Origin of the sequence: Curtobacterium sp. Curtsp57, from assembly GCF_047324335.1 — a bacterium.
Taxonomy (GTDB): domain Bacteria; phylum Actinomycetota; class Actinomycetes; order Actinomycetales; family Microbacteriaceae; genus Curtobacterium.
Genome location: NZ_CP168511.1, coordinates 1,502,745 through 1,516,767 on the forward strand (window position 1 = coordinate 1,502,745; position 14,023 = coordinate 1,516,767).

Consider the following 14,023-nt stretch of genomic DNA (forward strand, 5'->3'; position numbering starts at 1 on the left):
TGCCGGCAGGACCAGAGGAGGACGTCGTGCGCGCAGTGTCGATCGAGGAGTACGGCCCAGCGGAGGGGCTCGTCGTCTCGGAGCGCCCTGACCCCGTCGCCGGCCCCGACTCGGTGCTGATCGAGGTCGACGCGATCGGGGTCGGCGGGGTCGACGCGGTGATCCGCCGCGGGACCCTCGGGAGTTCGTTCCCCGTCGGGATGGTCCCGGGGAGCGAGGTCGCGGGAACCGTCACCGCGGTCGGCGACGGCGTCGACGGCGCATGGGTCGGCCGGCGGGTGTGGGGCTTCACGGGCACCAGCGGGGCGTACGCCGAGCTGGCCGTGGCCCGGCTCGAGGACGTCACGGTGCTCCCGGACGACCTGTCCGCCGTCGACGCGGTCGCGGTCGGCAGCGCCGCCACGGTCGCGCACTTCGCGCTCCGGCACGCACACTTGACGGCAGGCGGATCGGTCCTCGTGCGTGGCGCGGCCGGCAGTCTCGGGATCGCAGCCGTCCAGCTCGCAGCGCAGGCCGGCGCCACGACCATCGCGGTCACGACGTCGTCGTCCGAACGGGGCCGACGACTGCTGGACCTCGGTGCCACCCACGTCCTCGATCGCTCCGGTCACCCCCTCGACGACGGCCCGGCTCGGTCGGACTTCGACGTCCTGGTCGACGTCGCCGGCGGCCCCGAGCTGCCGTCGTTCCTCGAGATGCTCGCCCCGAACGGGCGCGCGGTCTCGATCGGGGTGGTGGGCGGCTACCCGCCGGCCGACTTCGGCATGACGCTCATGCGGCTGTTCCAGCGGTCGCTCTCGTTCGCGACGTTCAGTCTCGACACCGTCCCTCGCGCCGAGCGCAACGACGCCCGCGCCGCACTCCTCGCCGCGGCCGCTGCCGGCGGTCTGACCCCGGTCGTCGAGGCGGTCCTGCCGCTCGACGACGCCGTCGAGGCACATCGACGGATGGACGCCGGGAGCGTCTTCGGTCGGATCGTGCTGACGGCGCGCTGAGCGCGACGGACCCGGTTCAGAACGTCACTGCCCACCGAACCCGGTGGTCGCGATGCCCTTGATGATCTGTCGCTGGAAGAACAGGAACACGATGATGAGCGGCGCAGCCGCGAGCATCGCCGTCGCCATGTTCTGTGCGTACTGGATGCCGAAGGCGCTCTTCACGGTCTGCAGCCCCACTGGGAGCGTCATCAGGTTCGCCTGGTTCGTCACGAGGAACGGCCAGAGGAAGTTGTTCCACGCCCCGATGAACACGAAGATCGCCACGGCGGCCAGGATCGGTCGCGACAGGGGCAGCACGATCGTGAAGAACACCCGGAGGCGCCCGGCTCCGTCGACACGCGCCGCTTCCTCGAGCTCGACCGGGATCTGGTCGAAGAACTGCTTGAGGATGAACACCATGGCCGGCGCGATCACCTGCGGCAGGATGATGCCGAGGTACGTGTCGACGAGGTTCATCGCCAGCATCTCGTAGAACAGCGGGATGATCAGCACCTGCGGCGGCACCATGATCGAGCCGATGATCGCGGCGTAGAGCCACTTCCGACCGGAGAAGTCGAGGCGGCTGAACGCGTACGCCGCCAGCGTCGACAGGATCACGGTGACCAGGGTGACGACGACGGACGTGAACAGCGAGTTCCAGATCCAGACCGGGATCTGCCCCTGGGTCAGCACCTTGACGTAGGCATCGATCGTGAAGCCGCCGGCAGGGATCCAGGACTGCTGCGCGGCCGCGGCGTCGGTCTCGGACTTCAGCGAGGTGTCGATCGCCCAGAGGATCGGCAGCAGCCAGCTGACCGCCAGCACGATCAGGACGACGAGCGCCCCGATGCGCGCGGGGCCCCACTTCGGCCCGTGGCGCTTCGTGGTCCGGACCCGGACGGTCGTGGTGGGCGTGCTCGTCTGCAGCGACTGCGGGTCGATGGTGGCGGTGCTCATGCTGCCTGTCCCTTCGTGGCGGCACGGACGGCGGCGCGCCTGCGACGCGCGTCGGCCCGATCGGCACGGGCGATGGCGTCACCACGACGCCCGGCGGTGAACTGTGCGATCGAGATGATGACGATCATCGCGAAGAAGATGTACGAGATCGCGGACGAGTAGCCGAAGCGGTACCCGGTGAACCCCGACTCGAAGATGTACTCGACGATCGGCCGGGTGGAGCCGTTCGGTCCGCCGGTCGTCATCTGGTAGATCTGGTCGAACACCTTCAGGGACGCCAGGATCTGCAGGACGACGATGAGTCCGGTCGTGCCGCGGAGCTGCGGGAGCGTGATCGACCAGAGCTTCCGCCAGGTGCCGGCTCCGTCGAGGGACGCCGCTTCGTACTGCGACTCCGGGATGTTCTGCAGGGCGGCCAGGTACAGCAGGAAGTTGAACCCGACGGTCCACCAGACCGTGGTGCCGACGACGGCGTACATCGCGATGTCCTGGTCGTTGAGCCAGTTGCTCGGCGGGAGTCCGATCGAGGTCAACAGGTGGTTGAACAGCCCGAGCTGCGGGTTGAACAGCCACAGGAAGATCTGCGAGACGACGGTCGACGCGAGCAGGTAGGGCATGAAGAAGGACAGTCGCCAGAGCCACTGTCCCGGCAGGCCGGTGTTCACCAGGAGCGCCATCGCGAGGGCGACGACCACGAGCGGGATCGTCGACAGGACGGTGAACCAGACGGTGTTGCCCATCGAGCGCCACATGTCGGCGTCGCCGAAGGCCTCGAAGTAGTTCGCGAACCCGACGAGGTGGTTGCCAGCCCCGGTGAGGCTGGTCGCGGTGAAGCTGAGGTAGAGGCCCCAGACGATGGGGACGACGAGGAACGCGACGAAGAACACGACGAAGGGGGCGACGAACGCCCACCCCGCGCGGTTGTCGCGCCTGCGCTTGACGGTCCGGCCCCTGGCGCGGGACGCGTCGCGCTCCCCGGCACTGACTGCGTGCGGTGTCGGACCTGCGGTTGCTGATGCCACGATGTTCTGGACTCCTTCGTCCGTCAGCCGGCCGGGTTCGGCTCGGAGAGCTTCTTGTTCACGACGCCCATCAGCTGGTCCCAACCGGCTTCGGGCTTGGTCTGACCGAGCAGCACGCCCTGCAGTGCGTTCCCGACCGCGGTCTGGAAGTCGCTGCCGGCGCCGGTGAACCACGCCTGCGGGTCGTAGTTCGCGATGTCCGCGGCGCCCGCGTAGTGCGCCTGGGGCAGCAGCTTCTTGTACTCGGCGCTGTCGGTGACCGGGTTGTACGCCGGGATGTGTCCCGCCTGCGCCCAACTGAGGGACCGCTTGACGATCGCGGCGACGAACTCGTGCGCGTCACGGCGCTTCTGCTCGTCGACGACGTTCTGGTGCGGGAGCACGAAGGTGTGCGAGTCGGCGTACGCAGCGGGCTCCGAGTACATCGTCGGGATCGGCTGGGCGTCGAACGGGATCTTCGCGTCCTTCATCGACGGGGTGTCCCAGACGCCGGTGAACATGATCCCGGACTTCTGCGTGACGAACTCGGCGAGGGCGGTGCCGCCGTCGGCGGCGTTCGCCGCGATGTCGCCGTCGAGCATCGTCTTCATGAAGTCGAGCGCGGCCATCGCCGCGTCCTTCTCGACCTCGGCCTTCTTGCCCGGCGTGAACACCATCGTGGCGCCCTGCTGCCGGTAGAGCGTGTAGAGCATCCGCCACAGGTTCGCGCCGTCGTTGAGGTACCCGTACGAGATGCCGTGGGTCTTCGTGACGCCCTTGACCGCTCGGCCGACCTCGAGCAGCTGGTCGGGGCTCGAGATGTCGACGATGCGCCCGTCGCTGCCGAGCGCACCGGCCTTGTCGAGGATGTCGGTGTTGTAGAACTGCACGAACGGGTGGGCATCGAGCGCCACTGCGTAGTGCTTGCCGTCGACGAAGGTCTTCTTCCACACCGCCGCCGGGTAGTCCGACTCACGGACGCCGAACTCGGCGAGCAGGTCGTCGTCCCACGTGTCGAGCAGGCCGCCGGGCGCGTAGCCCTCGAGGCGGCTCGCGTGCATGATCGCGAGGTCCGGTGCACGCCCCCCGACGCTCGCCATCGCGAGCTTCGTGTAGTACGGCGTTCCCCATGCGAGGACGGTCTGCTGCGCGGCGACACCGGTCGCCGCGTCGGCACGCTTGACGAGGTCGGCCATCTTCGCCCCGTCACCGCCGGTCAGCAGGTGCCAGAACTGGAGTCGGTCGGCGCCGGAGGCGGCGGTCGATCCGGTCGCGCAGCCGGTGAGGCCGCCGGCGAGCACCGCGCCGCCGAGGATCGATGCGCCGCCGACCAGCAACTGCCGGCGGGAGAGGGGGGACATTCGGGTTCACTCCTTCGTGAAGTGGTACATCGTTGTAGTGACAGACGTGGCTGCACGCGCCTGCCGGTCGGGGCCGTTCAGGGACGAGCAGCTGCCTCGATCGCGGCGACCCGGGTCTGGATCTCGCGGATGCGTTCGATGTCGAACTTCTGTCCGCGGGCGAAGTCGTACACGCCGTTCTGCTCCTGGAACACGTCGGTGAGCTGCGTGTAGCAGTACCCGAACATGTGCTCGTTGCCGAGGAGCGCGGTCACGAGCCCCTCGAAGCGCTCGTAGAAGTCGTCGAGCGAGCGGACCCGTTCCCCGTACCCCCACGAGGTCGTGCCTGACTGTTCCGGGGCATCAGCGGCGGCAGCGGCCTCGGCGTTCCACCAGATGCCGCCGAACTCGCTGCAGAAGTAGGGCTGGCCGTTGTACGGCAGGCTCCACGGGCGAGCACCCTCCACGTGTCGGTCGCCGTCGTCCTCGGTGTTGATGAACGCCGTCCGCGTCGTGGGGTCGAGCATCCCGAGCGTCGCGCCGAACGTGGCCGGGTCCTGGTCGTAGTTGTGCGAGTCGTAGACGTCGGTCTCGAACACGCGGTGCGCGTAGCCCGACGCGTCGAGCACCGGACGGGTCGTGTCCATCGCCTTGGTGGCGAGGAACATCGCACGGGTGACGTCGTCGAGCGCGGTGATCCGATCGGAGATGTGCTGGCGCGTCTCGTTGAGCGGGCACCACCCGATGATCGCCGGGTGCGAGTAGTCGCGCTCGAGCGCTTCGAGCCACTCGGCGACGTAGCTGGCGTCGGGCTGCTGCCGGTCGTCGCTCGGACCGGTCGTCTTGCAGCCCCAGTCCCCGAACTCGCCCCACACGAGGTAGCCCAGACGGTCGGCGTGGTACAGGAACCGCTCCTCGAAGACCTTCTGGTGCAGGCGCGCACCGTTGAACCCGGCCTGCATGGCCAGCTCGATGTCGTGCACGAGCGCCGCGTCGGACGGCGCGGTGAGGAGCCCGTCGGCGGAGAGGCCCTGGTCGAGCACGAGGCGCTGGAAGACGGTCTCGCCGTTGAGCAGCACCGACCGGCCGACGATCGCGACGCTGCGGAGCCCGGCGTAGCTGCCGATCTGGTCGACCACGGCACCGTCTGCGTCCAGCAGCTCGACGCGGACGTCGTAGAGGAACGGGTCGGCGATCGACCACGGCCGGACGCGGCCTTCTGCGATCGCGACCGTGAGCCGCGGCGTCAGCGTGAGGTCGGCACGGACCTCGCGCTCCCCCACCACGCCGTGCTCGTCGGAGACGGTCACGCGGACGCGACCACCCGGCAGCCCGGTGCTGAGCGGGACCTCGACGGCGAAGTGCTCGCCCTCGAGGTCCGGCGTGATCCGCGGACGGCCGATCGCGACCTCTGGGACCGGCTCGAGCCAGACCGTCTGCCAGATGCCCGTCGTGCGGGTGTAGTCGGCATCGTGGTTCGCGTACTCGGTGGACTGCTTCCCCCGTGCCTGCGGTGCGTCCTTCGAGTCACGGGCGCGGACTGTCAGGGTGACCATGTCGCCGGCGCGGACCCCGGCGCGGGCGGTGAGGTCGAACGTGAAGCTCGTGAACCCGCCGCGGTGCCGACCGACCTCTCGCCCGTCGACCCAGACGGTCGTGTCGTGGTCCACCGCGCCGAAGTGCAGCAGGATCCGCCCGTCCCAGTCCGTCGGCACCGAGACCTGTCGGCGGTACCAGACGGCGTGGTGGAAGTCGACGTCGCCGATGCCCGAGAGCGTCGACTCCGGCGCGAAGGGCACCGTGATCTCCCGCGACAGTTCGGCATCAGGGGACGACAGGCCGCGCTCGAAGCCCGAGTCACCCGGATCGAAGTCGAAGCCCCACCGGCCGTTGAGGTTCATCCACCGCTCGCGGGTGCACTGCGGCCGGGGGTACTCGGGGCGGGGCGTCTGGGAGGTCGTGGTCATGGCTCTTCCTTGAGTCGGTACCGGGGGTCGCCTCGACGCTACAACGTTGCAATTGAGCTGTCCACCCTGCTCACCGCGGCCGGGCCGAAGGGGTCACCGAGACCCGCAGCGATCCGTCTTTCGACCCCGAGTACGGGGTCGTGTACGACACCCGCACGGTGAAGCGCTCGTCGGAGCCCTCCGCGCCGCATGTCAACTCGAGACCGGCGCCGTCCGCAGGGGTGCACGAGCCGGTCTGTCGGAGTCCCAGATCGGAGCGATCGAGGATGCCACGGAAGGCGGCGTCGTCGAGCGTCGGCGGAGCCGAGTACGTCCTCGTCACCGACGGACACGGATGCCCGAACCCGGACAGCTGCAGGCAGAGTCCGGCCCCGCGGGTCAGTTGCTCGTCCTCGAGCTCCCACCCCGACGGCACCGCGACCCGGTCGGCGATGCGACGGACACCTCCGTCATCCGACGCAGCGACCCCGACCCACGTCCCGCCACCCACCAGGGCCGCCACGACCGCGACGACGATGACCCATCTCGTCTGCACCTGCTCCCCCTTGCGTCGCCCGATCCTCGCAGAGCGATCGGACCATCGCTACCGCACGTCCGGGGCACATGGCGGTCGAATCCTGTTGCATAACGGAACGGTAACGAGGGGGAACCGGTCCAAACCCTTTCCGGGACGGTGCCGAATCCCATGCACAGACCGGGAAACACCCGGAGCGCTCACCAGCCGCAGATAGCTGGTTCTCCACTCCTTTTCGGAGTGTGTTCGGCGCGCTTTCAGTACGCCGCGCCGAGCGCGACACAGCAAAGGAATGACCATCATGCGCAAGTCCTTCAAGACCACCATCACCCTCGCCACGACGGGTGCCCTCGTCCTCGGCGGTGCCGCGTTCGGTGTCTCCGCCGCGAACGCGTCGACCCCGGCGATCCACACGGTCGCGTCGTCGTCGTCGAAGATCCCCGCACCGGTCGCGTCGGTTCCCGAGGTCCTCGGTGGCGACACCTCCGTCGCGCTGGACTCCGGCTTCACCGACGCCCTCACCGCGCTGAAGCTGACCCCGGGTGTGTCCGGCAACGCCAAGCTCGCCGACGGTGCCGTGTCGTTCCCGATCACCTCCGGCTCGGTCACCTACTGGAGCCCGGACGGGAAGTACCGTCCGTACGTGCAGGGCCTGCTGAACCACGACGACTCGGGTCTGACCCTGAAGGCCGGGGACACGACCGTGACGCTGGAGAACTTCGTGGTGAACCCGGGCTCGTCCAAGCTCTACGGTGACGTCCTGGTCAACGGGCAGGTCGCCGCAGCGAACGCGTACCTGTTCAGCCTGCACGGTGGGACCCTCAAGCCGCTGCAGCTCGAGGGTGACAACGCGATCCTCACCGGCACCACCGTCCACGTCTCCGCGGACGCCGCGAAGCTGCTCAACAGCACCTTCAAGACCGACGCCGTCAAGAGCGGCCTCCTCGTCGGCACCGCAACCATCACCGCCAAGATCAAGTAAGCACGCCCGGCGCAGGTTTCCGTCTGCGCATGACAGACCGGAGAAGCCAACGCCCCGTCGTATCCGCGACGGGGCGTTGTGCTGTGCCGCTCGTCCATCTTGCTGACTTCGTCCTCATCCTCCCTGGGCCAGGCCGGTGATCAGGTTGATGGCGACCGCGACCACGAAGGTGCCGAAGAAGTAGGACAGCAGCGCGTGACCCAGGGCGATCCGGCGTGACGGGGTGGACGACTGGGTGATGTTGCCCGCGTTGTAGGCCATCCCGATCGAGAAGGCCGTGTAGGCGAAGTCGCTGTAGGACGGGTCCTCGTCCTGGTCGAAGTCGAAACGGTGGCTGTCGTCGATGTAGTACATGCGCGCGTACTTGAAGGCGTACACGGTGTTCACGACCGCCCAGGCCGCCACGACGCCGACGACCGCGAGGATCGCAGCGGCGGACCCGACCGGGTCCTTCTGCTGGCTGCGGACGAGCGCGAAGAGCACCAGGACGAGGCTGAGGAACGTGGCTGCGATGACGAGCACGTCGACCAGCTTCCGCGACCGGTCCTCGTGGCGAGCGAGGTCACGGGTCCGCTCAGGGCCCGCTGGCCAGGCCGCGGACCATGCCCAGACGAGGAACACTCCTGCGGCGATCGCCCAGCCCAACAGCGGCGACAGATCGGGGACACCGAGGAGTGCGGCGATCACCGCGACCACTGCCCCGACGATCGCGCCGACGCCAGCCTTCACCGACAGGTGGGACATGGTCGTTCCTTCCTGAACGGTCGTTCTTCGTCCTGTGGCGCACACATCTGAGCGGCCACCACGCGGCGCTCACCCCTGCCGGGCTCGCGAGAGCGGCACGTAGAGACCAGCGCGCTCGGCCCGCACGGCGGCGAGCGTGCGGGACGTGGCGTCGAGCTTGAACAGGATGTGCTCGATGTGCGCAGCGACCGTGCGGGGGGCGATCATCAGCGCTCGGGCGATCTCGAGGTTCGAGCACCCCTCGATCACGTGGCCCAGCACCTCGAGTTCGCGCGGCGTCAGGCCCCGCAGGTGCCCGGCGGGTGAGAGCACGACGACCCCTCGAGCCGCTGTCTGGAGATCTCGATCGCAGGCGAGCACCGTCGCCCGCGTGTAACCGTCCGGCAGCTGTCGGCTCCCGCGCGGCCACAGGAACGTGGCGTAGCGCTGCCCCTCGCCGATGGCGTCCCTGGCCGCATCGACGAGCGCGGAGTCGGCGGCGAGGAGCACGTCATCGGACAAGCCCGGGATGCGGGTGACCCCGGAGTCGGGAAGCAGCACCACGCCCGACCGGGCTCCGCTGACGAAGGCTGCCGATGTCGACAGTGCGACGGACAACGCCTCGTGGAATCCCGTAGGGCGCAGGCGCTTGGGGGGCCGTGCGCGATCGGCACCGGTCCGCTCGATGTGGCGTGCCACCTCAGGACCGCTCAGGGAGCGGACGCTCGACTCGTCGAGGTCCGTGCTCGCGACCGCGCCGCACCCCGTCCTCCCCCGTTCGGCCAGCGCCGTCCACGCGCCGTCGAACGGGGTGTGGTGGTGCAGTTCATCGAGCAGCGCCTGCGCTCGATCGTGAACGGGATCCGGGCGCGCCGCGACCTCAGCGAGCAGCAGCAGTGCAGCAGTGCGTGTCACGGTTCGACCACCTCATGACCATCGGCGGCGGTAATCGAAGGAGTTATCCGAAAACCGTCTGTCGCCGGTCTAGCACGGTGATGCGGTACGCGTGCCCACACCGCGCGAAGTCGGATGGGCATGTCTGCCGATGGTGCTCCCGCTCCGGGTGGCGTGCCATGAGGGTGTCGCGCGGCAAATCGGCCCGCGGCGCAAGCCGGACCACGTCTCACACGAGAGGAGACGAACATGAAAGCCGTTGTCTACGAGGGGCCGCGCAAGGTCACGGTGCAGGACGTCCCCGATGCGCGCATCGAGCGCCCGACCGACGTGCTGGTGCGCGTCACCACGACCAACATCTGCGGATCCGACCTCCACATGTACGAGGGACGCACCAGCTTCGAGACCGGCCGCTGGTTCGGTCACGAGAACATGGGCGAGGTGATCGAGGTCGGCGGCGGTGTGGACAAGGTCAAGGTCGGGGACCACGTCGTCCTGCCGTTCAACGTGGCGTGCGGTCACTGCAAGAACTGCGAGCTCGGGCTGACCAACTACTGCCTCACCGCTCAGCCCGTTCCCGAGTGGGCGGGCGCGGCCTACGGATTCGCGGACATGGGTCCGTGGGCCGGCGGACAAGCCGAACTGCTGCGGGTGCCCTGGGGGGACTTCAACTGCCTCCGACTGGGCAAGGACGCTGAGGAGAAGGCAACCGACTACGTGATGCTCGCCGACATCTTCCCGACCGGCTACCACGCCACCGAGATGGCGGGAGTGCAGCCGGGCGACCAGACCGTCATCTACGGCGCCGGCCCGGTCGGCCTGATGGCCGCCCTGTCGGCCACCATCCGGGGAGCGAGCAAGGTGATGGTCGTCGACCGGCATCCGGACCGCCTCCGACTTGCGGAGTCCATCGGCGCGATCGCCATCGACGATTCGAAGGTCGACCCCGTACAGGCCGTCCTCGAGCAGACGATGGGGCTCGGCGCCGACAACGGCTGCGAATGCGTCGGCTACCAGGCGCACGACGCCGGTGGTGACGAGCAGCCGAACCTCACGCTCAACCGTCTGGTGCAGTCGGTGCGGTTCACCGGACGGATCGGAACCGTCGGCGTGTTCGTGCCGCAGGACCCTGGCGGCCCCGACGACTTGGCGAAGCAGGGACAGATCGCATTCGACATCGGACTGCACTGGTTCAAGGGCCAGACCATGGGCACCGGACAGGCGCCGGTCAAGAAGTACAACCGGCCGCTCCGCGACCTGATCGCTGCCGGCAAGGCGACACCGTCGTTCATCGTCAGCCACGAGCTGCCGCTCGATGGTGCTCCCGACGCCTACGAGCACTTCGACAACCGGGACGACGGGTGGACCAAGGTCGTCCTCAAGCCCGGGAAGGCGGCGTGACCGTGGCTGGCAAGGCGGCTGCAGCGATCGGCGTCGCAGGACTCGCGGCTGGACTCGTCGCCCGCTCCCTCGTCAAGAAGGAACGGGGGTCCGACGGCGACGGGGCGCACCCGGACGGGTGGAAAGCCGTCACCGTCCTGGGCGAGGCCCGGGACTTCGAGGACGGCGGGTACCCCGAGCCGTTGGAGCGTCTGGCTGGATCGCTGGAGATCCGGATCGATCCGGCCCCCGGGGACAAGGGCTTCGAGGTACACGCCCGAATCCGGGAGGGGACCGATGTCAGCACCGACGGCGATCCGAACAGGGCCCTGCGGGCAGCGCTGCGCGATGCCAAGCAGGTCTTCGAGACAGGCGAGGTCCTGCGCGCGACCCCGAGACCGCACGGCGACCGTCCACGCACGCTGCTCGGCCACGCGGTCGACGAAGCAGAAGACGATGCGAAGGGCGGGGGTGCGCTGTGAAGGCCCTGTGCTGGACCGGGGTGAACGAACTCTCGGTGGAGAACGTCGATGACCCGGAGATCCTCAACGCCCAGGACGCCATCGTCAAGGTGACGTTGAGCACGACCTGCGGGTCCGACCTCCACCTGCTCGGCGGGTACGTCCCCACCATGCGGGCAGGCGACGTGCTCGGACACGAGTTCATCGGCGAGGTCGTCGACGTCGGATCGGCCGTCACCGAGCACAAGGTCGGTGACCGGGTCGTGGTGTGCTCGTTCATCAGCTGCGGGAAGTGCTGGTACTGCCGCAACGAACTGTTCTCGCTCTGCGACAACGGCAACCCCAACGCGGGCATCCCCGAGATGCTCTGGGGCCAGGCACCCGGCGGCTGCTACGGCTACTCGCACGCACTGGGCGGATGGGCCGGGAGTCACGCGGAGTACATCCGGGTGCCGTACGCGGACCAGGGCGCCTTCCCCGTCCCGGACGGGGTCAGCGACGAGCGGGCGCTCTTCGCGTCCGACGCCGCCCCGACGGGGTGGATGGGAGCGGACCTCGGGGGCGTGCGGCCCGGCGACACCGTCGCCGTCTGGGGCGCTGGTGGTGTCGGCCAGATGGCTGCGCGCAGTGCGATGCTGCTCGGCGCGGAACGCGTCATCGTGATCGACCGCTTCCAGGAACGGCTCGCGCAGGTCGAGCAGGTCATCGGTGCGGAGACCATGAACTACGAGACGGCCGAGGTGACGGCCGAGCTCCGAGAACGCACGGGTGGCCGCGGCCCCGACGTGTGCATCGAGGCTGTCGGCATGGAGGCACACCGCGACGGGCCCGACTTCGCCTTCGACCAGCTGAAGCAGCAGCTGCGGCTGCAGACGGACAGACCGACTGCCGTCCGTGAGGCGGTCTTCGCTGCGCGCAAGGGCGGCAGCATCTTCGTGCTGGGCGTCTTCGGGGGCTTCGTCGACAAGTTCCCCCTCGGGGCGGTGATGAACAAGGGCCTGACGCTCCGGTCCGCTCAGCAGCACGGACACCGGTACATCCCGATGCTCCTCGAGCGGATGGCGCGGGACGAGATCGTCACAGAGCACCTCGCCACGCACGTCATGCCACTCGACGACGGACCCGGCGGCTACGCCATGTTCAAGGAGAAGACCGACGGATGCGTCAGGGCCGTCTTCCGACCCTGATCGACGCCCCGGCAACGGACGGGCTACCGGTCGATGCGTGCGAGCCAGTCGCGGACCAGGGCGGTGGTGACCTCGGGTTGCTCGAGGTGCACGTTGTGTCCGGCGGCGTCGAGGACGACGAAGCTCCCTCGTGGGTAGTGGTCCCGGAGTGCGAGCCCGTCCTCGTACCCGACGACATCGTCCTGCCGACCGAACAGGTGCAGGGCCGGACCGGTGAACGGTTCCGGGTGGCGCTCCTCCGGCACGGCGTCCAACGCGTAGTCGGCGGCGATGCGGTCCATCACCGCAAGGTCGGCGCCACGGAGACCGGGCAGCACGTACCGCTCGAACGCTGCGAACGCGGCCGCGTCCTGGATGACGCTGACCTCCTCGAACGCTTCCCGCGCGTCACCGGCGGCCTCGAGCACGGACGGGTCGGTCTGGAGCACGGTGCGCTCGGGGACGGCGCGGTCCGCGTGTGCTGGTTGCACGACACCCGCCAGGGTCGCCACGCCGAGGACTTGGCGTCGGCGTTCGTGGGCGACATGGCGGGCGATCATGCCGCCGAAGGAGTTCCCGATGACGGCGAACGGCTCGTCGCCGAGGTGCTCGTCGATCTCCGCGAGGACACCGTCGGCCACCTCGCCCGCGCTCGTCGCGGTCGAGGTGCCCGCGGCGGCCTCGGTCCACGGGAGGTCGAGGAACACGAGTCGCCAGGGCAGGTCCTGCACCGCTCCTGCCAGAGGCAGCATGATCCGGTGGTCCACACCGAACCCGTGGAGGGCGACGAGCGGACGACCAGCACCGAGGACGCGAGCAATCACCCGGCAAGCCTACGAGTCCCCCGCACCGCGACGGGCCGGCCGGCCGGTCGTCGGACCGTCAGGCTGGCTTGCTGCGGTACGTGTACCGGTAGTAGTCCGCGAGTTGCAGTCCGGCTGCTGCTTCCTCGTCGACCACGACGGTCGCGTGCTCGTGGAGCTGCAGCGCACTGCCGGGCACGAAGGAACTGAGCGGCCCCTCGACCGCGGCAGCGACCGCGTCGGCCTTCGCCGACCCCTGCGCCACGAGCACCAGCTGCTGCGCTTCGAGGATCGTGCCGAGCCCCTGCGTCATGCAGTGCGTCGGCACCTGGTCCAGACTGTCGAAGAACCGGGCGTTGGCCTCCCGCGTGGACGGCGCCAACGTCTTGATGCGGGTCCGTGACGCGAACGAGGACGTCGGCTCGTTGAAGCCGATGTGCCCGTTCGCCCCGATCCCGAGGATCTGCACGTCGATCCCACCGGCGGCACGGATCGCGGCGTCGTACTCCTTCGCCGCGAACTCGATGTCCGCAGCACGACCGTCCGGCACCCGGACCCGCGACGCGTCGAAGCCCAGCGGCGCCACCACGTCACGCGCGATCACCGACGCGTACGACTCGGGGTGCTCCAGCGGGATCCCGACGTACTCGTCCAGGGCGAACCCGCGCGCTTCGGCGAAGGAGATCTCTCCCGCGTCCACGCGGCGTTGCAGGTCGGTGTAGATGCCCTGGGGGCTGGACCCGGTCGCGAGACCGATGACGGCTGACGGCTTCTTCGCCACGACCGAGGCGATCTTCGCCGCAGCGACGCGACCGACCTCAGCAGGCGTGGGCAGGATGACGATCTCCACGTCGGCGC

General features: G+C 69.0%; 14 protein-coding genes. 5 read left to right on the forward strand and 9 right to left on the reverse strand.

What is annotated here, in order from left to right:
• Positions 1–26: 26 nt before the first annotated feature.
• Positions 27–995, forward strand: a complete 969-nt coding sequence (locus tag ACEN9V_RS07035) for a zinc-dependent alcohol dehydrogenase family protein (RefSeq protein WP_413602695.1) — start codon at positions 27–29, stop codon at positions 993–995.
• A gap of 24 nt (positions 996–1,019) precedes the next feature.
• Here the strand turns inward: ACEN9V_RS07035 and ACEN9V_RS07040 are convergent, their stop codons facing one another.
• The 5 genes from ACEN9V_RS07040 to ACEN9V_RS07060 form a co-directional block, all read right to left on the reverse strand.
• Complete coding sequence (locus tag ACEN9V_RS07040) at positions 1,020–1,934, reverse strand: carbohydrate ABC transporter permease (RefSeq protein ID WP_413602696.1); 915 nt, start codon at positions 1,932–1,934, stop codon at positions 1,020–1,022.
• The gene (locus ACEN9V_RS07045) at positions 1,931–2,956 is read right to left on the reverse strand and encodes a carbohydrate ABC transporter permease (RefSeq protein ID WP_281267018.1); all 1,026 of its coding nucleotides are present in this window, start codon (positions 2,954–2,956) and stop codon (positions 1,931–1,933) included. The genes ACEN9V_RS07040 and ACEN9V_RS07045 overlap by 4 nt, the downstream gene beginning before the upstream one ends.
• Before the next feature lie 23 nt (positions 2,957–2,979).
• Positions 2,980–4,296: an extracellular solute-binding protein gene (locus tag ACEN9V_RS07050; RefSeq protein WP_413602697.1), complete on the reverse strand. Its 1,317-nt coding sequence runs from the start codon at positions 4,294–4,296 to the stop codon at positions 2,980–2,982.
• Between the two features lie 77 nt (positions 4,297–4,373).
• Positions 4,374–6,242 (reverse strand): glycoside hydrolase family 2 protein, encoded by a 1,869-nt coding sequence (locus ACEN9V_RS07055; protein ID WP_413602698.1) that lies wholly within the window; start codon positions 6,240–6,242, stop codon positions 4,374–4,376.
• 70 nt (positions 6,243–6,312) lie between these two features.
• On the reverse strand, positions 6,313–6,777 hold the full coding sequence (locus ACEN9V_RS07060; protein WP_413602699.1) for a hypothetical protein: 465 nt from the start codon (positions 6,775–6,777) through the stop codon (positions 6,313–6,315).
• A gap of 280 nt (positions 6,778–7,057) precedes the next feature.
• Between ACEN9V_RS07060 and ACEN9V_RS07065 the strand changes: the two genes are divergently transcribed.
• Entirely contained in the window at positions 7,058–7,738 is a 681-nt protein-coding gene (locus ACEN9V_RS07065; RefSeq protein ID WP_413602700.1) for a hypothetical protein, read from the forward strand.
• A 114-nt stretch (positions 7,739–7,852) separates the two neighbouring features.
• Here ACEN9V_RS07065 and ACEN9V_RS07070 read toward each other — a convergent pair whose 3' ends face one another.
• Positions 7,853–8,482 carry a DUF1345 domain-containing protein gene (locus ACEN9V_RS07070; protein WP_413602701.1) on the reverse strand — a complete coding sequence of 210 codons (630 nt, stop codon included), beginning with the start codon at positions 8,480–8,482 and terminating at the stop codon, positions 7,853–7,855.
• Between the two features lie 69 nt (positions 8,483–8,551).
• Positions 8,552–9,376: a response regulator transcription factor gene (locus ACEN9V_RS07075; RefSeq protein WP_413602702.1), complete on the reverse strand. Its 825-nt coding sequence runs from the start codon at positions 9,374–9,376 to the stop codon at positions 8,552–8,554.
• Between the two features lie 228 nt (positions 9,377–9,604).
• Here ACEN9V_RS07075 and ACEN9V_RS07080 point away from each other — a divergent pair, with 228 nt between their 5' ends.
• Genes ACEN9V_RS07080 through ACEN9V_RS07090 form a run of 3 tightly spaced genes read left to right on the forward strand, consistent with a single transcriptional unit; the run spans position 9,605 to position 12,383 of the window.
• Positions 9,605–10,756 carry a glutathione-independent formaldehyde dehydrogenase gene (locus ACEN9V_RS07080; protein ID WP_413602703.1) on the forward strand — a complete coding sequence of 384 codons (1,152 nt, stop codon included), beginning with the start codon at positions 9,605–9,607 and terminating at the stop codon, positions 10,754–10,756.
• Positions 10,753–11,217 (forward strand): hypothetical protein, encoded by a 465-nt coding sequence (locus ACEN9V_RS07085; RefSeq protein WP_413602704.1) that lies wholly within the window; start codon positions 10,753–10,755, stop codon positions 11,215–11,217. Before ACEN9V_RS07080 ends, ACEN9V_RS07085 begins: the two co-directional genes overlap by 4 nt.
• Positions 11,218–11,252: 35 nt before the next feature.
• Positions 11,253–12,383, forward strand: a complete 1,131-nt coding sequence (locus tag ACEN9V_RS07090) for a zinc-dependent alcohol dehydrogenase (RefSeq protein ID WP_413602705.1) — start codon at positions 11,253–11,255, stop codon at positions 12,381–12,383.
• Positions 12,384–12,406: 23 nt separating this feature from the next.
• On the opposite strand, the gene ACEN9V_RS07095 is transcribed toward ACEN9V_RS07090, so the two are convergent.
• Positions 12,407–13,186 carry an alpha/beta fold hydrolase gene (locus tag ACEN9V_RS07095; RefSeq protein WP_413602706.1) on the reverse strand — a complete coding sequence of 260 codons (780 nt, stop codon included), beginning with the start codon at positions 13,184–13,186 and terminating at the stop codon, positions 12,407–12,409.
• Between the two features lie 58 nt (positions 13,187–13,244).
• A complete protein-coding gene (gene nagB, locus ACEN9V_RS07100) occupies positions 13,245–14,015 on the reverse strand; it encodes a glucosamine-6-phosphate deaminase (RefSeq protein ID WP_413602707.1) in 771 nt (256 codons plus the stop codon).
• Between the last annotated feature and the right edge of the window lie 8 nt (positions 14,016–14,023).

Bases quoted from the DNA above. Each gene is read 5' to 3' on its own strand.
- ACEN9V_RS07055 (WP_413602698.1), bottom strand. From the start codon at position 6,242: ATGACCACGACCTCCCAGACGCCCCGCCCCGAGTACCCCCGGCCGCAG.
- ACEN9V_RS07065 (WP_413602700.1), top strand. From the start codon at position 7,058: ATGCGCAAGTCCTTCAAGACCACCATCACCCTCGCCACGACGGGTGCC.
- ACEN9V_RS07040 (WP_413602696.1), bottom strand. From the start codon at position 1,934: ATGAGCACCGCCACCATCGACCCGCAGTCGCTGCAGACGAGCACGCCC.
- ACEN9V_RS07050 (WP_413602697.1), bottom strand. From the start codon at position 4,296: ATGTCCCCCCTCTCCCGCCGGCAGTTGCTGGTCGGCGGCGCATCGATC.
- ACEN9V_RS07070 (WP_413602701.1), bottom strand. From the start codon at position 8,482: ATGTCCCACCTGTCGGTGAAGGCTGGCGTCGGCGCGATCGTCGGGGCA.
- ACEN9V_RS07080 (WP_413602703.1), top strand. From the start codon at position 9,605: ATGAAAGCCGTTGTCTACGAGGGGCCGCGCAAGGTCACGGTGCAGGAC.